We start from the raw sequence: 19,948 nt of genomic DNA on the forward strand, positions 1-19,948 counted from the left end.
TTGTTAATATTATTTAGTAGAAGTGTGTGAATGAACGAATATACAAGTATCGAAGATACTAATAAAGATATGAATGAAATTACGTTTGATAGTTTAGGTTTATCAGATCAAATTCTAAAATCAATTGAAAAAGTAGGATATGTTACTCCTACCCCTATTCAGGTGCAAACAATCCCGTTATTGTTAGAGGGAAAAGACGTTGTAGGTATAGCTCAAACAGGTACTGGTAAAACTGCTGCTTTCGCATTGCCTATCCTAGAGAAAATCAACCCTAATGCTAAAAATGTACAAGCTCTTATTCTAGCTCCTACACGTGAATTAGCAATGCAAAGCGCAAATGCAATGGACAGCTTTTTAGGCCCTAAATCAAAGGTAAAAGTTGTTGCTGTTTACGGAGGATCTTCTTATACACCACAGATAGAAGCACTTAAATCTGGTGCACAAATAGTGGTAGGTACCCCTGGTAGAATCATGGACCTTATGGAAAAGAAGGCATTAGATTTAACTAATGTTTCTTTCTTAGTCCTAGATGAAGCTGATGAAATGTTACGTATGGGCTTTGCTGAGGACGTTGAAAATATTGTTACTGATATTCCTAATACTAAACAAACAGCTTTATTCTCAGCAACTATGCCTGAAGATATAAGAAAAATTGCTAATAATCATTTGAATAATCCAACAGAAGTAAGCATTACTAAGCAATCTACTACGACAAAAAATATTCACCAGACTTATGCTGTGGTTCCTTTCAAGCATAAAGTAGGTGCTTTGTCACGAGTATTGTCAGTAAAAAATTATGGTGGTGCTATAGTTTTCGTTAGGACAAGAGCAACAGCTGAAGAAGTAGCAATTGAACTTGGCGCTAGAGGAATTATGGCTGCAACTATAAGTGGCGATGTTCCTCAAAGAGAGCGTGAAAGACTTGTTGAACGCATAAAAAATGGTAGCTTAAATATTCTAGTTGCAACAGATGTGGCTGCTCGCGGTATAGATATTGAGCGTGTTGGACTGGTCGTAAACTTTGATGTACCTCGTGAAAATGAAGCTTATGTACATCGTATTGGACGTACTGGTCGTGCTGGACGTAAAGGTGAAGCTTTAACTTTCCTAACTCCAAAAGAAAGCTACAAGCTACGTCAGATTGAAAAGCTTACAGGTGCAAAACTAGAAGAAGTAGCGATTCCTACTCCAAAAGATGTATCAGAACATAAAGCTAAAGTTCAAATGGAAAATATTTCACAACGAGTAACTAAACCTCGTTTAGAACTATATAAAGAAATATTTACATCTTTCTGCCAAAGTAACGATATTTCACCAGTTGATGCTGCTGCAGCAATGCTGGCATTAACTGTAGGTGACGAAGGACCTTCACTTAGGGAAGAAAAAAACAGAATACGTTATGAAGAGTCAGTTGATGAAAATGGAGAATTCATCAGTGCCGTATTTGAAGAAGGACGAGATAAATCTAGCCGTAAATCTTCACGAGGTACAGGTGGAGGTTATTCTTCTAGAGAACGAAGCCGTGCAGTTCAAGAAGGCTTTACTCGTTACCGTATTGAAGTAGGTCGTAAAGACAATGTCTCCCCTGGTGAAATTGTTGGTGCTATGGCTGGAGAATCGTCACTTAAAGGAAGCCAAATTGGCCGTATAGATATATTGCCTACTTTTACTTTAGTTGATGTAAATCAAGAAATATCTGGTAAAGATATGCGTCGCCTACAAAACACTCAAGTTCGGAATAGATCTTTACTAATTTCTTTAGATGAAGGTCCAAAAACTAGGAGTTCCAATAGAGGCGGACGAGGTAGAATTTCTTCTCCAAGTAAGCATTACGATAATATTCGTGTGAAAAGAAAAGGAAAAGATTTCATTCCTAAAGGGGCATCTAAAAAGGTAAAGAAAAACAAGAAAAAGAGGTAATTCCTCAAAGTATTCTTGAGAGCGTAGCCGTGTTTTGCAGTGAGCGTAATAAATACGGCTACTTTTTATTTAAACTGAGAATATCTTATCTTCGTGCACTGAACAAAGTTTATTCTTAGAAGAATTATTTACTGTATTACTTATAAATATGAGTATAAATATACCTTTTAAACATACTTTTACACATTTATTAAACAGCAAAAGTATTTAATACTTGCACCTATGATTTATAAAAAGGTTCATTTATGTAACGAGAAATTAGCTAATTTTTGTTACCTATCCCATTTTCATTGCGTATTTTATATGAGAATTATTTTCTTTTTCATACCATAATGCTGTTGGAATACCATGACCTGTTAAAAATATAGTACGAGGGTCAACTATATTGCATATAGTACGCAAAGACTGTAGCATTTGTGTGCGATCTCCTCCTGGTAGGTCAGTTCTTCCCACACTAGACGCAAATATTACATCTCCCCCAAAAGCATATAAGTTATGTTCATTTTTTATTCCGCGAGCTGTGTAGTCCTCAATCTCACAAGAGAATAAAAATATGCTTGATCCTTCAGTATGTCCAGGTGTTGGTATTCCTCGTAGGAAAAATCCATCGATTATTTCAAAAGCTGTAGTATAAGTTTCATCTGGCAAAGGCTGAATATTTTTTATAGGAACGAATTCTTCGTTAGCTAAAATTCTAAAATTTCTAGCAATTTCTTCACCAAAATGCTGGTACGGATCATCTAAACGGTACATATCAGGCTTAGGAATATAAGTTGGTATATTGAATTTACCAGCGTCCCAAATGTGATCAAGATGCCCATGAGTTAGAAGTATACTTTTAGGCTCAGCATTTATATCTTCCATCAGCATATCAATCATCTTTTTAGTATATGCGCCTGGATCTACTATTAAAGCTTGATTCTTATCGTTTACAACAATATAGCAATTCTCCTCAAAAACAGGTGATACAGTACAATAAATTTTCATAACCATGAATATACTCCTAATTTCATACTGTTTAATTATCTTATATCGCTAATTATTCTTCTACATTTTATCTAAAGTTACTTATAGTATTTTTATATATTTTTCATATACAAGTATCTTGCATAAAAAGTCTTAACGTTAACTAAGCTAAACTGTTATCATAACTTTCTTTACTTTTTCTAAATAAAATTTTCCAAGCTAAAATAACACTAATTACCATCAAAATAACGTTTATTATACCAACTATTGGAATCGCATACATAAATGCACTTTTAGCATTTTGAGCAAGATTACGAGCTAAATCTGGGTTCTTATAAACTAGTGAATTAACAACATCTATAGCACCACTGTAAGTTTCTTTAGCTACCTGTAAATCTTTGTCTGATAAACCATCAGGAATAAGTAGATGTAATTTATATCCCCAGTTCATTACTGATCCTATAACAGCAGCTCCCATAACCATGCCAAGTTCGTAAACTGACTCAGATATACCTGAGGCTGCACCAGATTTATTTATAGGCACAGTTTCAATTATCAAATCATAAGCTATAGTTTCTACAAATCCAATCCCAATACCTAAAAAGCACCAAATAATGTTTATAGTTATAGTTGTATTATTTGCACCTATTACAGCTAAAAACACGTAGGCAAAAAGATTTATAAACAGACTAGATATTACTATTATTTTCTTTGAAAAACGCTTAGCTAGTGGCACAACTATCATTCCAGCTATAAAGAAAGCAAAAGAAGAAGGCAACATCAACAGCCCAGCTGTCATAGGAGAAAATCCAGCAGCTAGTTGCAAAAACTGCGTTACAACGAATGTGAAGCCCATCAGAGAGAAAGCCCCAATAACATTTACTACAATTCCACCAGCAAAGTTAGAATTTTTAAAAAGCATAATGTCAAACATTGGGTTTTCTTTAGAGGACAAGTGTTTTACAAATGCATAACCAGAAACTATGCTCACCAATATAAGCATAACTGATGTGAAACTTATCCCCTCTGTTACAGAATACTTAATAACGTATACGAAGCTTGTTATTGCCACTATAGATAGCAAAATAGCAGTAAAATCTAAAGGTCCTGGGTTAGTGTCCTTAGTTTCTTTCAACAAAGAAGGTATTAACACAAGTGCTGGTATAGTAAACGGTAAAGTTACTAGAAATACTGATCCCCAATAAAAGTATTCTAGCAATACCCCACCAATTATTGGTCCTATTGCAGCTCCTACTGAAAAAGTAGATATCCAAATTGCGATAGCCATAGGAAGTTTATCTGATTTCTCGAACATAACTCTTATATTCGAAAGAGTCGTAGGTGCTATACCTGCACTAAAAAATCCGAGCAATCCCCTACATATCAGCAAGAGTGAAGCTGAGGTAGAAAATGCTGCTGCAACTGAAACTAAAGTAAAACCTACTGTACCGAGCAAAAGTAGTTTCTTTCTACCAATTCTATCAGCAAAATTTCCAGCAGCTACTAGAAAAGCTGACATGATAAGAGAGTACATATCAACTATCCACAGTTGCATTGTTGCTGATGGATGTAATGCGATAGAAATTTCAGGTAAAGCAAAGAGAAGGATAGTTGTATCCATCGCTACAACTAGCGTTGGCAGTAGTAAAATACATAAAGTTACCCAAGTCTTAACAGACACTTCTTTTTGCATATTTTCACCTATTTTATAAGTATTTTTATCTTCTATTAACAACATTAATGTGAATATTTATATGAGCACTTGTAACAAAAGGAATAATATTCACATTTTAAATCGAGTGCGTTTAGTATAATGGGAATTGTAAAATATCACTTCTTACTTATATTCGTAGGTTTTATATAAACTGCCCTTCACAAGATATATAATTATATATCTTTCTAAGAGTGGAAAGTCAATTTATATTAGCATTCTCAATATTTCTGAGTCTTGGTTGAGTTCTTCAATATGTAAAATAGATTCTTGCATCCTTTTTCGTAGCGAGGATATGTCTTGAGGGTCTTGTAAGTCTAATCCTACTAATGCTGGACCATTTTCCCTGTTATTTTTCTTTATATACTGGAAGTAAACAATATCTTCGCCTGCTTGCAAAACATCCTCCAAAAATAGACGTAATGCGCCTGGTTGCTGTGGAAAAGAAACTAAGAAGTAACGACGATATCCTTCGTATACAGCTGCTCTTTCCATTATTTCAGCATAACGAGATAAATCGTTATTCCCACCAGAAACAATGCATATAACATTTCCTTTAGGCTTGTTTTTAAGGAAAGGTATTGCTGCGCTTGCTAAAGCTCCTGCTGGTTCAGCAATAATGCCATCTGTCTGATACATCTCAAGCATTTCAGCACATACTGCACCCTCTGGTACAGCTACAAACTCATCTACGTATTCTTTTATTATTTCAAAAGGAATTTTTCCAACTTTACCTACTGCTGTACCATCAACGAATGTATCAACTTTATCAAGCTGCACTGGCTGTCCAGCTTCGATAGCTTTTTTGACACATGCTGCACCTTGCGGTTCCACAGCAACAACTCTAGTGTTTGGTCTATTATTTTTAATCCAAAAAGCTATTCCTGATAGCAGTCCCCCACCACCAGCTGGTATTAGCACAGTTTCTATATCTTCAGAGAAATATTTATCTATTTCATACCCTATAGTTGCCTGTCCATATATAGTTTTTTCGCTATCATACGGATGAACGTAAATCATTCCTTCTGATTCAGCTTTTTCAAAAGCACTTTTATTAGCTAAATCAAAGTTACCATCTACTACTATTGGTTCTACCCATTTACCCCCAATAGAGCTAATTCTTCTACGTTTTTGTTTAGGGGTATTACTTGGTAAGAAAATAGTTCCTTTAATTCCTAGTTTAGAACAAGCATAGGCTATACCTTGGGCGTGGTTTCCAGCAGAAGCACACACAACTCCAGCTTGTTTTTCAGCTTCGCTTAGTTGTGAGGCAGAGTTATAGGCGCCCCTAACTTTAAAAGATCTACATTTTTGAATATCTTCGCGCTTGAAAAAAACATTGCAATCATATTTTTCTGATAATCTCGTACTTATTTGAATAGGAGTTTTTTCGACTATTCCTTCAAGTGTAGCGACTGCTTTTTCTACTTTTTCTTTCTCAAGCATTATTACCTTCTTAAACGATTACGTAGTGTATAACTGGAACTATTTTACAATAATTATTTCTCTAGATTTAATATAAAATAATGTAAAAAGTGCATTTTTATTTTTTTTCGTTACAATTTTATAGTAGCTATTTTAAAAAACGTAAGTTAGAAAGTAATATTATGAACACTGTAACTACTAAGAATCCTCTAGTGTGGATTGACTGTGAAATGACTGGTTTAGATACAAATATAGATGAATTAGTCGAAGTAGCTGTTATCGTTACAGATGGAGATTTAAATATTATAGATGAAGGTTTTAACATTGTTATCAAACCTTCACAACTTGCTTTTAATAATATGAATGATTTTGTCACCAATATGCATACTACGTCCGGATTAATTGATGAATTACCTAATGGCGTTGATATAAAAGTTGCTCAGGAAATGGTTTTAGACTATATAAAACGTTTCGTTCCTGACGCTAAAAAGGCTCTACTCGCTGGTAATTCTATAGCTACTGATAAAATGTTTTTAGAAAAACAGATGCCTGATGTAGTTGAACATTTGCACTACCGTATTGTTGACGTTTCAACTATTAAAGAGTTATCTAAACGATGGTTCCCACGAGTCTTTTATAACAAGCCTGATAAAAACGGAGGACATCGTGCTCTTGCAGATATACGTGAGTCAATTATTGAGCTTTGCTATTATAAAGAAGTTCTTTTCCCTGAAGGAGAAGGTCCAAGTACTGCTAAATGTCTCGAAGTTAAAGCAAAGTTTTCACCAAAGACAGACTCTGAAACTTTAAAATAGTTATAGCTTTTGCATAAATTTAAGACTGTCATGCTCACAAACTAGGTGAGTATTTCACAATTTGTTATAAAATCGAAATTGAACCTTATTTTGTGTCTTATCAGCTCATATGTTTCAACTTTAGTATAAATTAGTAACGTTTAAGCATACGTTTTTCATTTTCGATATTCATTATTTCTTGAAATACACCAGCATATTCTGGATCTTTCACCCCTATACGGTTTAGCTTTGCATGGAGTATTTTAGCTTGCTCATCGTAATATCTATTTAATAGAAAAATTATTATATCGTTAGCATATTTTTGCAAATGTTCTTTTTTATTTTGTGGAATAGTGGTGACAGCTATTTTATAAACTAGATTTTTTATAGTTGGATCAACACTTTCAGCTATTTTTTCCACCCATATTTTAGTAGTAGTGTTGTGATTATTATTCTCAGTCTCAAGTATCTGACTATATAAATTAGATCCACCAATATTTTGTATAGTATTAAAAATTTGCCTATACGAAGGAGTCATAAAACACTCGACATTTATCCTGCTCCAAATTTCACTATCTATGTATTCTGGCAGTTGTAATAGTACTTCTAGTGCATTTTTTTCAGGAATAGATACTTTTGTGTTAGCAATTTGTCCTTGAACAGAACTAGTTGGCACAGGCTGAGTATTTTGATTAATACGTGGGTTAGAAGCATTGAAGTTTCTAGGTAAAGTAACATCTATCCCTATCCATCCTGAAACTATTCTCAAATATTCGTCACGTAAGCTTTTATCTTTTATTTTACCGATTATAGGTATACATATTTCTTTAGCCTGTGTTCTGCCTTCTCCCGTAGATAAATCTAAGTTTTTAATAGATGACTTTAATACAAATTCAACTAGAGGTATGCGGTTTTTAATTATCTCTTGTAATTGTTCTTCTCCTCGCAATAAACGTATATCGCATGGATCCATTCCTTGATTGTCTAAAGCAATAAAAGTCTGGGCTACAAAATTTTGGTTTTCATTAAAAGCTCTAAGCGCTGCTTTTTGTCCAGCTTCGTCACTATCGAAAGTAAAAATTACTTCCCCACCATAAGTTTTGCCACTAGACATAGTTACGCTTGAAGAAATAGATACGCCATCTCCCAATAAACGCTTTATTAGTTTAGTATGCTCACTACCAAAAGCAGTACCACAAGTAGCCACAGTGTTTTTCAAACCAGCTAAATGCGCAGCCATAACATCTGTGTACCCTTCAACTATAATCACTTGTTTCTTATTTACAATTTCTTTCTTAGCAATATCCAAACCGTATAAAACTTGATTCTTTTTATAAGCTATAGTTTCAGGGGTGTTTAAATATTTAGGTGTATTTTTATCTTCGTCATCTAAACGTCTAGCACCAAATCCAATTATCTGACCAGTTATATCTTTTATTGGCCAAATTGCCCTGTTTCTAAAACGATCATAGACCTTACCACTAGAAGACTTCGAAGCAATACCACTAGCTAAAAGTTGATCTTGTGTATAGCCTTTGTGCATTAGTATGCTAGTTATCTCATCCCATTTATCACTTGCATACCCGATAGAATAGGTCTTACAGTTTTCTTTTGTGAATCCTTTTGAAGCCAAAAATTTTCTTGCTTCAATTCCTTTAGGTTTTAAAAGGTTCTCTTCATATATACGGCTAGCAATTGTATTAATTTCTATTGTTGCTTTTCTAGCATTTAGATTAGTTTTATTATTAGGATTAACATTTCCCTTTTCATAGGTTAAAGATACTCCAACTTTATCTGCTAAAAATTCAACTGCATCTTGAAAGGGCATTTGGTTGATTTCTTGAATAAAAGCTATCGCATCCCCGCTTTTACCGCACCCAAAACAGTGCCATACACCCAAATGACTTCTAACACTAAAAGAAGGAGTTTTCTCGTCATGAAAAGGACATAATCCCTTGTAACTACCTATTCCGCTAGGACGTAAAGTTACGTAGGTTGAAATTATATCCTCAATTTTAACTCTATTTCTTATTTCTTCTATATCTTCACGTCTTATCATTCCTGCCATACTGCTATCTTACATTGTTTTGGTACATTTTAGCTATGTGTTAGAGTTTTTTGATATATTGTTACAAAATTCGCTATTTTATTTAAAAAAATATACATAAAATTGATAGAATGAATCTGGGTCTTTGTTATTTAAGATGTGAATTAATCGTGTACGGTGTTTCTACCCCGTCTTTTTCTCTGAAGGAGTTTTGATATGTCAGATGAAGTAAAAGCAAATGTTTCAACCCCTAAAGTTGAAGCTTCCATAACAGAAGCTGAGTATGCACAGTATTCAAAATTTGGTGCTATCGACGATGATGGTAATGTGTATGTATTACAAGGGGATGAAAAACGTTTGATAGGCCAGTTCCCAATTGATGTACCTGAACGTCCTTTCGAACTTTATATTCGTCGTTATTTAGATTTAAAAACACAAATAACTATTTTTTCTTCTCGTATTAGCAATTTGAGTTTAAAAGACTTAGAATCTCCTATGAAATCAATTGAAACATTGCTAGAAAATCCAGCAATTATTGGTGATATTGATGCTCTACACGCTAGCGTTGAAGCTTTGAAAGCAAAAGTTGAAGCAAGAAAAGAAGAACTAAAAGCTAACCGTATTGCTCAGCGCGAAAAAACTTTAGCCATTAGAACATCTATTGTTGAGAAAGCTGAAGAAATTGCACACAACTGTGGTCAGGCAACTAACTGGAAACAATCCGGTCAGACTCTACGAGACCTACTTGAAGAATGGAAAGATTCTCAACGTCACGGTCCACGTTTAGATCGTAAAACAGAAAATGCTTTGTGGAAGCGTTTCTCACAAGCTCGTACAATTTTTGATCGTCAACGTCGCCAGTTCTTTGCACAGCTTGATCAGGTTCAGTCCCAAGCTAAAGCTATCAAAGAAGAGCTAGTTGCCAAAGCTGAATCCTTAGCTTCATCAACAGAATGGGGAAAGACCACTACAGCTTTCCGTGATCTAATGGAAGAGTGGAAGAAAGCACCAAAGGCTAACCGTAAGCTAGATGATGAGCTATGGGAGCGTTTCAGAAATGCACAAGTAACATTCTTTGATGCAAAGAATGAACAAAATGCTCTTTTGAACGAAGAATTTTCAAAGAACTTAGAGCTAAAGTTGGCTTTGCTTGAGCGTGCTGAAAGCTTGCTACCTATAACAGATCTCGAAGTTGCTAAAAACTCTCTTCGTGACATTTTGCAGGAATGGGATGAAATTGGCCGTGTTCCACGTTCTGATGTAAAGAAAGTACAGTCACGTATTCGTGCAGTTGAAGATGCTGTTCGACGTGCTGAGGAAGAAGAATGGCAGCGTTCAAACCCTGAAACTAAAGTTCGTGCTCAAGGACTTGCAGGTCTACTTCAAGCTTCAATTCCAGAGCTAGAAGAAAAAATTGAAAAAGCCAAAGCTAAAGGTGATGACGCAGCAGTTGCTAAACTAACTGTTGAACTAGATTCAAAGAAACAATGGCTAGAACAGGCATTGAAAACTATAGAACAGTAATATTTGACTAGAATTTTTTCAATACAATTTTTTAGTTAACTAGTCCATTTCATGGAACTATATAGTTTTCTAAGACTAGTAAATAATGGTGTGATATATGTATATCACACCATTATTTTTCTAAAAACTGCATTTGTCTTTTATATTTACTTATCACTTTTTATAAGTTCAATAAGCTAGCTTTATCTATTTATCCTAAGAATATACTACTGTTACCATTAAATATGTTTCATTTACTTTCAAAACTTTAAGAGTTGATTTCCTTTACTCTTATTCTAAGAGTAAAATGAGTTTTTATTTATTGAAAGTTTTACAAATTTCCTATAGACATAAAAAGAATATTCTAGTGAAACACTATTTATGTAATAAAAAATATTTCGTTTTAGCAATAAAATACTAAGTTATCTCTTAGCTTAGCGAGGTAATTTTATAGTACTAAAAGTAATTTTACTCAAACATCACTATTAGAATTAATGTAGCTACTAAATAAAATACTTAAATACTGTTTTTCCATTAAAGCTAAGTAAATGTGTAGTCATTCTATGTTTTCCTAGCAAAAGTACTAGAAAGTATTCTATCTTTACTATCTAGAACCAGTAACACGATTAACCGAGTATACCCCATCTAGTCTACGTAAAGCTGACAAAACAGTATTCAAATGAGAAGGATCTACTGTATCAAAAGAAAAATATGAAATTGCTAAACAATCGCTAGTTGTATTCAAAGAAATATCAGTAATTTTTACATGATAATCAGCAAAAACTCTTGATATTTCAGCTAGCAACCCTTCACGGTCAATGGATTCAATCTTGATACGAACTCGGTAAACAGCTTTAGGGTTATGTTGCCATTCAACTTCAATAATGCGTTCAGATTCTTTAGCTAAATTTTGTAGATTAGCACAGTCTGTCCTATGAACAGAAATTCCTTGTCCCCTAGTTATAAAGCCTGAGATTCCATCTCCTGGTACTGGCAAACAACACTTAGCTAGTTTAATAAGCATTTCTGTATCAGTTATACCAGCAACACTAACTCCATTAGAAGAAGATTTCATAGGTTGGCGTACTTTAGTAGGGAAAATAGGTGTTTCGTTAGCTAAATCATCAGTTTCTGAATCTTCATCAATCAAAGCAATTAGCTTAGAAACAATGGTACCTGGAGCTAAATGATTTTCAGCTATAGCTAAGTAAATTCCAGAGATATCACTATATCCCATTTCTGTTGCTAAATCAGACAAAACACCTTGAGTTAAAAGACGCTGTAATGGCAGGTTTTGTCGCCTAATTGTTTTGGCAAGTTGCTCTTTGCCTTGTTCAATAGCTTCTTCTCGACGCTCTTTTGAAAACCAGTTTTTAATCTTATTTTTAGCGCGAGGAGTTGTTACAAACTTGAGCCAGTCTCTAGATGGAGCATAATTTTGCGCTTTTGAAGTAATTATCTCTATTCGATCACCATTTGATAACTTAGTATCTAAAGCAACCAACTTGCCATTTACCTTAGCTCCAATTGTTCTGTGCCCAACGTCAGTGTGAACAGCGTAAGCAAAGTCTACAGGTGAAGCTCCCCTAGTTAAAGATATGACATCTCCACGTGGAGTAAAAACATAGATTTCACTACCTGATACTTCATACCTGAGCGAATCTAAGAACTCTGAAGGATCATCTGTTTCTCTTTGCCACTCCACGAGTTGACGCAACCAACCCATCTCTTGGGCTGTAGACATTTTATCTGAGTTCTTAGCAGTAGCATTAGGATTTTCTTTATATTTCCAGTGGGCAGCAACACCATATTCAGCATCATAGTGCATTTTATGAGTTCTAATCTGAATTTCAACAGGCTTACCATTTTGCCCTATTACTGTAGTGTGTAAAGATTGATATAAGTTGAACTTTGGCATGGCGATGTAGTCTTTGAATTTACCTGGAATAGGTGTCCAGCGAGAGTGCATTGCTCCTAAAACAGCATAACAATCAGTTACAGTATCAACTAAAATCCTAACAGCAACTAAATCGTATATATCCTCAAAATCACGCCCACGCACAACCATTTTTTGATAGATAGAATAGTGATGTTTTGGCCTACCGCTAACTTTTCCTTTAACTTTTAACACGCGCAAATCTTCTTCGATTTGGTAAATAATTGCATTTAAATACTTTTCACGTTCAGGAGCACGGTCTAGTAGTAACCTATTTATTTCCTCATAAACATCAGGGTAAAGGATTTTAAAACTCTTGTCTTCAAGTTCTGATTTGACACTATTCATTCCAAGTCTGTTAGCTAGTGGAGCATATATTTCCAAAGTTTCTTTTGCTTTTTGTTTAGCTGATTCTGGTGAAACATACTTCCATGTTCTAGCGTTATGTAACCTATCTCCAAGTTTTATTACTAGTACTCGAATATCTTTAGACATAGCTACAATCATTTTACGTATAGTTTCAGCTTTTGCCGCTTGACCGTATTCGACCTTATCTAGTTTAGTTACACCATCAACCAATAAAGCTATTTCTTCGCCGAAATCTTGAGTAAGCTCTTCCAGAGTATATTCACAGTCTTCAACAGTATCATGTAATAAAGCAGCAACTAGAGTTATGGGAGTCATTCCGAGCTCAGCCAAAATTGTAGCCACAGCCACAGGGTGAGTTATATAAGGCTCACCAGATTTTCGCATCTGTCCTTCATGCAAATGACGAGCAGTATCATAAGCTTTTTCAATCAGTGAGGTATCAGCTTTGGGATGATTAGCTTTCATTGCCCTAATTAAAGGCTCAATCTCTGGACGAGTACTGCGTTTACGATTACCTAGCCATGAAAGACTTGTACGCACGAAAGAAGCATTTACTACTGGTATAGATCCCGTTATCTCGTTCTTATTGTCTTTCCCCATAGCAAACACCTCTATAGTAAAATACTGTATTAAAAACTAGTAGGTATACAATACAACACTATTTTGTTATTGTAAGATTTTTGTCTTAAACCTATAATTTTTACATAATTATAAGCTTATTCTTAGATTTTATCATTTATAACACAAAATTTTTTACTTTTATCTAATATTAGTTTACCTACATGATATTAATAACATATATGAGTGCATTATACAGATAAGTTCATGGTCTCTAATGAAAAAATACTATTCTTATTCTCTAGAAAGTGTGTTCTAGATGAATAGATGAAAAAAGTGAGGAGAATTATAAAGAGTTTACTAAGGAGCTTTCTAAGGATAGTATCAAGACGTCTTCTTTCCCTAAATCGGGCTTTATAGGGTTCACAGGAGTTTTGATAACTGGATTCAAGAAAAAGATTCTCTTTTCTCAAGCAGGCTTATAGCATTTCAAGTGAGTATTAATTAAAAAGACTTTTTCTCCTAGTAAACCAGACTATATCTTTCAAATGATTCTTGAGAAAAATACGTCAAAGAAAAAATTCCCCCAAGTATCTGTATCTCTGTTTATTTCTGCTAAGTGTTATATCAAAAATTTTTTACGTAAAGCTACTTAAATATTTTAGGGGTGATACAAGTATCACCCCTAAAAATAACTTATTAGCAGTCGTATTGTAAATACGATTTTACGTTCAATCCCTGAATCTTATCTCGACCATTTAGGCTAAGTAGTTCCATTATCACAAGGACTGTTTCTACTTTTGCTCCAGACTTTTCTATAAGCTCATTAGCTGCCCAAACTGTTCCACCTGTAGCTAATACATCGTCTACAAGTAAAACTCTTTGGTTTTCTTTAATCATTCCAGCTGATAACTCTAGTCTAGCTGATCCATATTCTAGATCGTAGTCCACACCAATTACTTCACCTGGCAGTTTTCCTGCTTTGCGTATAGGAACCATTCCAATTCCTAGTTCAATAGCTAACGGTGCAGCAAGAATAAAACCGCGTGATTCAATTCCAGCGACTACATCTACTTTTCCTCTATACTCTTCAGCCATGCCTTTGATTAAAGCAGTAAAAGCTTCAGGGTTATTCAATAGAGGAACAATATCGTGAAACAGTATTCCTTCGATTGGAAAATCAGGAATATCTCGGAGATTATTTTTGAGAAGCTCTACTAATTTTTCGCTCATCGTTTACTTTTCGCTTTCTTTTTAGGCTGAGAAGCATGCCCTAAATGCTTTCCTGCCTGTAGTGGCGAAACTGTTACTTCTGTAATAATCTCTTCACCATCTTCGTTTACTTTTTTACGAGAATTTATAACTTGCTTATTGTGTTCTTTTACCTTTGATTCTCTTTCACGTAGCCACAATAATAGTGGTGATGCTAGGAATATCGAAGACAATGTTCCCACTATCATACCTACTAGCAAAGCTAGAGAAATATCAAGTAAAGTTCCTGCACCTAGAAGGAAAGAACCAATGACAAAGATAGCAGCAACAGGCAAAATCGCCACAACTGAAGTATTTATAGAACGCACTAGGGTCTGGTTTACAGATAGGTTGACTAGTTCACCGTATGTAAACTTTCGTTGTGCCAAAAATTCATGAGTATTTTCACGTATCTTATCAAATACAACAACTGTGTCATATAGTGAGTAACCTAGAATTGTTAGGAAACCAATAACTGTTGCTGGTGATACTTCAACTTGAGTAAGAGCAAAGAAACCAGCAGTCAAAAATACGTCATGCATTAGTGCAAACAAAGCTGCAACAGCCATAGTCCAAGTTCTGAAGTATAGTGCCATTAGAATGGAAACTAAAACTAAGAAAATACCTAGTGACCACAATGCTTTAGATGTAACATCTTGTCCCCATGAAGGACCAATATAAGTTGAAGTGACATCTTTTTCTTGTACCCCATAAGCTTTAGCTAGTTTAGAATGTACATCGGTTGTTTGTTTGTCATTAAGTTTACCTGTCTGTACTCTAATTCCATCAGAACCAACTTGAGAAACACGGGTAGCAGCATCATTTACGTTTACTTCTTTCAAAACGTCATATGCTAACTGTTGATCTACTTTTTTAGCGTGTGTAACAGTAAATTCGCTACCACCTCTAAACTCTATACTAGGATTTATTCCTACAATTGCGATTAGTATCAGAGAAATAGCTACAAATATAGCGCCAATTGAGAAAAATATTTTACGGTTCTTAATGAAACCATATGAGCGTTTGCCAGAGTAAAGCTCATTACCCCACTGGGAATAACTAATCATGCTTAACTCCTTCTTCAGTTCCTTCTAGAGTTTCATCTAGATTTTTAGCCTGTTCTTTTTCCATAGCACGACGTCGAGCAATCGACATTTCTCCTGAACGCACCCTTCCACGTCCTGCATATATAGGAGCTTTGACTCCTAGGTTTTCAGGGCTTAGTCCCGAGAATTTATGACCTTTACTAAAGAAGTCTAGTTTTGTACACAAGATCATTGCTGGATGTGTGAACAAGAATAGTACAACTAAGTCAATCAATGTAGTCAAACCTAATGTGAAGGCAAAGCCTTGAACGCCACCCACAGCCAATAGATACAGAACAATAGCTGCTAAGATGTTTACGGCATCTGAGGCAATAATTGTACGTTTAGCTCTCTTCCAACCTTCTTCAAGAGCAACATCAGTAGTGTGGCCATCGCGAATTTCATCACGAATACGTTCAAAGTAAACGATAAATGAGTCAGCTGTAACACCCACTGCGATAATCAAACCGACAACACCAGCTAAGGACAATCTATATCCCATTGTCCATGAAAGAACTGTAATAGTTAGATAAGTTCCAGCAGCAGCAACTAGCAATGAGAAAATAGCTACAACACTCAAAGCTCTATACTGCAATATTAGGTATATCATGACTAGTACAAGACCAATTACACCAGCCCAAATACCCTTTTCTAAGTGGTTTGAACCATAGGTAGCACTAATTTGTTGTTCAGACTGAACTTTAAAGTTTAAAGGTAGTGAACCGAAGTTTAACTGGTTTGCTAGTGATGTAGCACTTTCATTGGTAAATTTACCAGAGATTTCTGCTCTACCAGCGTTGATAACTGAAGAAACACCAGGAGCTGAAACTACTTTTCCATCTAGCACGATAGCGAACTGATTCAAAACTGGGTTTACTTTACGTAAATCAACTAGACGCTGAGTAACTTTAGCAAATTTATCAGCACCAGCCTTATCAAATTCTAGGTTAACAACCCATTCATTGGTTGTCTGACCAGTTGAAGTTTGACGCAATCCGGAAGATGCACGAGCAATATGTACACCTTCAACATCTACTGGTCCAAGAATATATTTAGCTTTTCCATCAACATCACAAGCGGCTAAAGGCTTTTTCGGATCATCATTTGATGATACAGCACGATTTTTAGCATTAGTGCAGTCTAAGCTTAAGAAATCGTATTTAACTTTTTCGCTAATCCAAGCTACATCTGAATTATTCTTTGGTTTAGTTGCTGGTTCTTCAGATAAAACACCGTCTTGATTTGTGTCAGCGGCAACTTTTGGATCGATATTTTGCTTTACTTTTTTATCTTTACCATTTGCGTCCTTCTGAGTTAATTCCACAGAAGTTGTAGCATTAGGACCGCTTATACCTAGAACAGGTCTAAAGTTTAGCTGTGCTGATGACCTAACTAAATCTAAAGTTTCCTTTGACGGTTTTCCAGGTAGAGAAACTACAATGTTTACGCCACCTTGCTTAGATATTTCTGCTTCAGCAACACCAGAAGCATCAACACGTTGGCGAATAATATTTATAGCTTGGTCTATATCTTCAGTTGTAACATCTGAACGTTGACCAGCTTTCTTAGCTTGTTCGCTCGCAATAGGAGTCAATATTAACTGTGTACCACCTTCAAGATCCAAACCTAATTTTGGAGTATAAGAAGCGGTGGAAAAAATACTACCGGCAATTAGAGAAGCAATGCCTATTGAAAAAATAATCAATAAGACAACTAAATCTCTAACCGGTCTGGCTTTCTTAGGGCTACTTGCCACTTTTTATCCCTTCACCCGCATAGTAATGCAGATTACCTTAACAATTATTTTTCTTCTTTGATTTCTTCTTCAGAATTATTAGTTTCTTCTTCAGCTTTTATATCATCTGTAGAATCAACTTTTTCTTCAAGTATTTCCTCGTGGACTTGATTTTCTAGCTCAGAATTTTCATCGTTTTCAATATCAGACTCATTTTCATCGTCCACAATAGCAAATGGAGGTTCCTCAACACGAGCAATGGCTCTACGTAACCATAAAGATTCTTCTCCTGATGGAGTAGCTAAAACTACTACGTCACCATCAATTTCAACGACTTTACCACAGAATCCACCTATAGTTTGAACCCAAGCTCCCGGAACTAGACTCTCATCCATAGTTTTACGCTGTTCATTTTGTTTTTTCTTCGAAATGCTCGAAGTTAGAACTATGAACAAAACAAATACAGCTACCAGTATTAAAAGCTCCATTTTTCCTCCATAAAAGACAATAATCCACATAAAAGTTTATCTTGTTTGAAAGAAATATTCTATGTTTATTAATCAAGAGTAAAGAATAATTTACAATATTATTACCTATTAGCTATATTCTTAGTAAAGTAATGAAATTTTGGCTTTATAACCAAATTCCTAAGACACAATCCTACTTTCTTCCATATACAACATAAACCACTTTAATATACATAATGTAAAAGAGAAAATTATTGAATAATATTGATACCCAAATTTTATAATTTCAACAGTAAAAACCTAAATAGTAGTATTTAATTTTTGTTATAAAAGCTAAAAAAGTTGTGCTAACACTAACTCCCTAATTCCCTAGCTTAGAGTTTAGAAAATATACACAGTTAATATTGTTAACACTTATTTTTGAAAATAAATCCTAACTACTTTTTTCTTACTGCGCAAACAATGTTTACAGCAAAACTAAACTCAGTAATCAGAAAAGTATATTTTTATCATCAGGTACTTGTAAACCTAAATGTTCATAAGCTTTTCTAGTTGCACATCTACCTCTGGAGGTTCTAGTTATCATTGATTGACGTACAAGAAACGGTTCAACAACAGTTTCCACAGTTTCTGCTTCTTCACCGATGCTTACTGCTAAAGTAGATAATCCTACTGGTCCACCAGAAAAATTAGTACACAAAGAATAAAGTACACTTCTATCTAGTCTATCAAGACCTTTTGAATCCACCTCGAATAGTTCCAAAGTAGCTTTAGCAGATTCCATGTCACATATTCCATTACCACGTACCTGAGAGTAGTCAATAACTCTTCGTAACAATCTATTGGCAATACGTGGAGTGCCTCTAGATCTCATAGCAATTTCACTAGCAGCTTCTTTTGTTATTTCAATATTCAACAAATTTGCACTACGTTTTACAATAGTTTCTAAATCTTTAGGATTATAGTGATCTAAATGTCCCGTAAACCCAAAACGATCACGCAGTGGTGCTGGAAGCAATCCAGAACGTGTAGTAGCTCCAACAACTGTAAAATGAGGCAAAGTCAATGGAATAGAAGTTGCTCCAGGCCCTTTACCAACAACAACGTCTACACGGAAGTCTTCCATTGCTAAATAAAGCATTTCTTCTGCTGGACGAGCCAAACGGTGTATTTCATCAATAAATAAAACATCGTTTTCTTGCAAAGAGGACAAAATCGATGCTAAGTCACCAGCGTGAGCAATTGCTGGTCCTGATGTAAGACGCAAAGATGAACCCATCTCGCTAGCGATTATCATAGATAATGTGGTTTTTCCTAGCCCTGGAGGACCTGCCAACAAAACATGGTCAGGACTATTTCCCCTCATTTTAGCAGCATCAAGCAGTAAAGATAGCTGATCACATACTACTCTTTGCCCTACAAATTCATCCAGTTTCCTCGGACGTAAAGCTGATTCAGCAGCGCGTTCCAAATCATCAGCATCTGAAGACATAAACCTATCATCAGCCACGTTTTTCCCCTAAAAATACCAAAGTTGCTTTCAGTAGTGTAGCAACATCATCATAAGAATTAGCACTAGAGACTTCTTCAACAGCTTTTTCAGCAATACTAGACTGCCACCCCAGTTGAGTTAATGCCTGAATAACTTGCTCATTTACAACTCCACCAGAAGGTTTAGCCGTAGAGCTATCAGTCGTTGAAACCGCAACAGCCCCTAGTTTATCACCAATTTCAAGCAACATTCTTTGAGCAGATTTCTTTCCCACTCCTGGAATTTTTTCCAAAGCTTTTAAATCACCATTTCTTACAGCCTCAGCTAAAGAAACGCAAGTGTGCACATTCAAACAAGCAAGTGCAAGCTTAGGTCCTACCCCTGATACCCCTAATAAAATATTAAAAACATTGCGGTCAGCTTTATCAGTAAAACCATATAAAATCATAGAATCTTCACGTACTATTAAACTAGTATACAAAACAGCATTCTGACCAATGTGCAAGTCAAGCAAAACGGTAGAAGTTGTATAAATTAAATACCCTACACCGTTGGTATCTACTACTACATAGTCAATACCAATATCAGTTACTTCACCAGAGATGGAATAAATCATAAAACTACTTTCGAACAAATGTGCGATAAGAAAATTTTATATAAAAATGAAAAATAATACAACTATAAGCGCC

14 protein-coding genes are annotated in these 19,948 nt (G+C 35.2%); 3 read left to right on the forward strand and 11 right to left on the reverse strand.

Translation table 11 applies throughout. From position 1 onward, the window contains the following. The first annotated feature begins 30 nt into the window (after positions 1-30). Positions 31-1,920 (forward strand): DEAD/DEAH box helicase, encoded by a 1,890-nt coding sequence (locus HCQ94_RS03400; RefSeq protein ID WP_166981887.1) that lies wholly within the window; start codon positions 31-33, stop codon positions 1,918-1,920. Between the two features lie 276 nt (positions 1,921-2,196). Here HCQ94_RS03400 and HCQ94_RS03405 read toward each other — a convergent pair whose 3' ends face one another. From HCQ94_RS03405 to ilvA, 3 genes are all read right to left on the reverse strand, one after another. Further along, positions 2,197-2,907, reverse strand: a complete 711-nt coding sequence (locus HCQ94_RS03405; protein ID WP_166981890.1) for an MBL fold metallo-hydrolase — start codon at positions 2,905-2,907, stop codon at positions 2,197-2,199. Positions 2,908-3,049: 142 nt separating this feature from the next. Further along, entirely contained in the window at positions 3,050-4,579 is a 1,530-nt protein-coding gene (locus tag HCQ94_RS03410; RefSeq protein ID WP_166981893.1) for an MFS transporter, read from the reverse strand. A 225-nt stretch (positions 4,580-4,804) separates the two neighbouring features. Then, positions 4,805-6,043: a threonine ammonia-lyase IlvA gene (ilvA, locus tag HCQ94_RS03415; RefSeq protein ID WP_166977658.1), complete on the reverse strand. Its 1,239-nt coding sequence runs from the start codon at positions 6,041-6,043 to the stop codon at positions 4,805-4,807. A gap of 161 nt (positions 6,044-6,204) precedes the next feature. Here ilvA and orn point away from each other — a divergent pair, with 161 nt between their 5' ends. Next, complete coding sequence (gene orn / locus HCQ94_RS03420) at positions 6,205-6,837, forward strand: oligoribonuclease (RefSeq protein WP_166977660.1); 633 nt, start codon at positions 6,205-6,207, stop codon at positions 6,835-6,837. Positions 6,838-6,967: 130 nt separating this feature from the next. On the opposite strand, the gene dnaG is transcribed toward orn, so the two are convergent. Then, positions 6,968-8,884: a DNA primase gene (gene dnaG, locus HCQ94_RS03425; RefSeq protein ID WP_166981896.1), complete on the reverse strand. Its 1,917-nt coding sequence runs from the start codon at positions 8,882-8,884 to the stop codon at positions 6,968-6,970. A gap of 195 nt (positions 8,885-9,079) precedes the next feature. Here dnaG and HCQ94_RS03430 point away from each other — a divergent pair, with 195 nt between their 5' ends. Next, entirely contained in the window at positions 9,080-10,387 is a 1,308-nt protein-coding gene (locus HCQ94_RS03430) for a DUF349 domain-containing protein (protein WP_166981899.1), read from the forward strand. Positions 10,388-10,970: 583 nt separating this feature from the next. Here HCQ94_RS03430 and HCQ94_RS03435 read toward each other — a convergent pair. The 7 genes from HCQ94_RS03435 to ruvA form a co-directional block, all read right to left on the reverse strand. Continuing rightward, complete coding sequence (locus tag HCQ94_RS03435; RefSeq protein ID WP_166981902.1) at positions 10,971-13,271, reverse strand: RelA/SpoT family protein; 2,301 nt, start codon at positions 13,269-13,271, stop codon at positions 10,971-10,973. 657 nt (positions 13,272-13,928) lie between these two features. Then, positions 13,929-14,462 carry an adenine phosphoribosyltransferase gene (locus tag HCQ94_RS03440; RefSeq protein ID WP_166981905.1) on the reverse strand — a complete coding sequence of 178 codons (534 nt, stop codon included), beginning with the start codon at positions 14,460-14,462 and terminating at the stop codon, positions 13,929-13,931. Then, a complete protein-coding gene (secF, locus tag HCQ94_RS03445) occupies positions 14,459-15,547 on the reverse strand; it encodes a protein translocase subunit SecF (RefSeq protein ID WP_166977670.1) in 1,089 nt (362 codons plus the stop codon). The genes HCQ94_RS03440 and secF overlap by 4 nt, the downstream gene beginning before the upstream one ends. Further along, positions 15,540-17,321 carry a protein translocase subunit SecD gene (gene secD / locus HCQ94_RS03450; protein ID WP_166981908.1) on the reverse strand — a complete coding sequence of 594 codons (1,782 nt, stop codon included), beginning with the start codon at positions 17,319-17,321 and terminating at the stop codon, positions 15,540-15,542. Before secD ends, secF begins: the two co-directional genes overlap by 8 nt. Positions 17,322-17,365: 44 nt before the next feature. Next, on the reverse strand, positions 17,366-17,788 hold the full coding sequence (locus tag HCQ94_RS03455; protein ID WP_166977673.1) for a preprotein translocase subunit YajC: 423 nt from the start codon (positions 17,786-17,788) through the stop codon (positions 17,366-17,368). A gap of 469 nt (positions 17,789-18,257) precedes the next feature. Further along, the gene (ruvB, locus tag HCQ94_RS03460; RefSeq protein ID WP_166978027.1) at positions 18,258-19,259 is read right to left on the reverse strand and encodes a Holliday junction branch migration DNA helicase RuvB; all 1,002 of its coding nucleotides are present in this window, start codon (positions 19,257-19,259) and stop codon (positions 18,258-18,260) included. A 10-nt stretch (positions 19,260-19,269) separates the two neighbouring features. Continuing rightward, positions 19,270-19,875, reverse strand: a complete 606-nt coding sequence (gene ruvA, locus HCQ94_RS03465; RefSeq protein WP_166981911.1) for a Holliday junction branch migration protein RuvA — start codon at positions 19,873-19,875, stop codon at positions 19,270-19,272. Positions 19,876-19,948 lie beyond the last annotated feature (73 nt).

This window comes from Actinomyces sp. zg-332, from assembly GCF_011751945.2.
Classification (GTDB): domain Bacteria; phylum Actinomycetota; class Actinomycetes; order Actinomycetales; family Actinomycetaceae; genus ZJ293.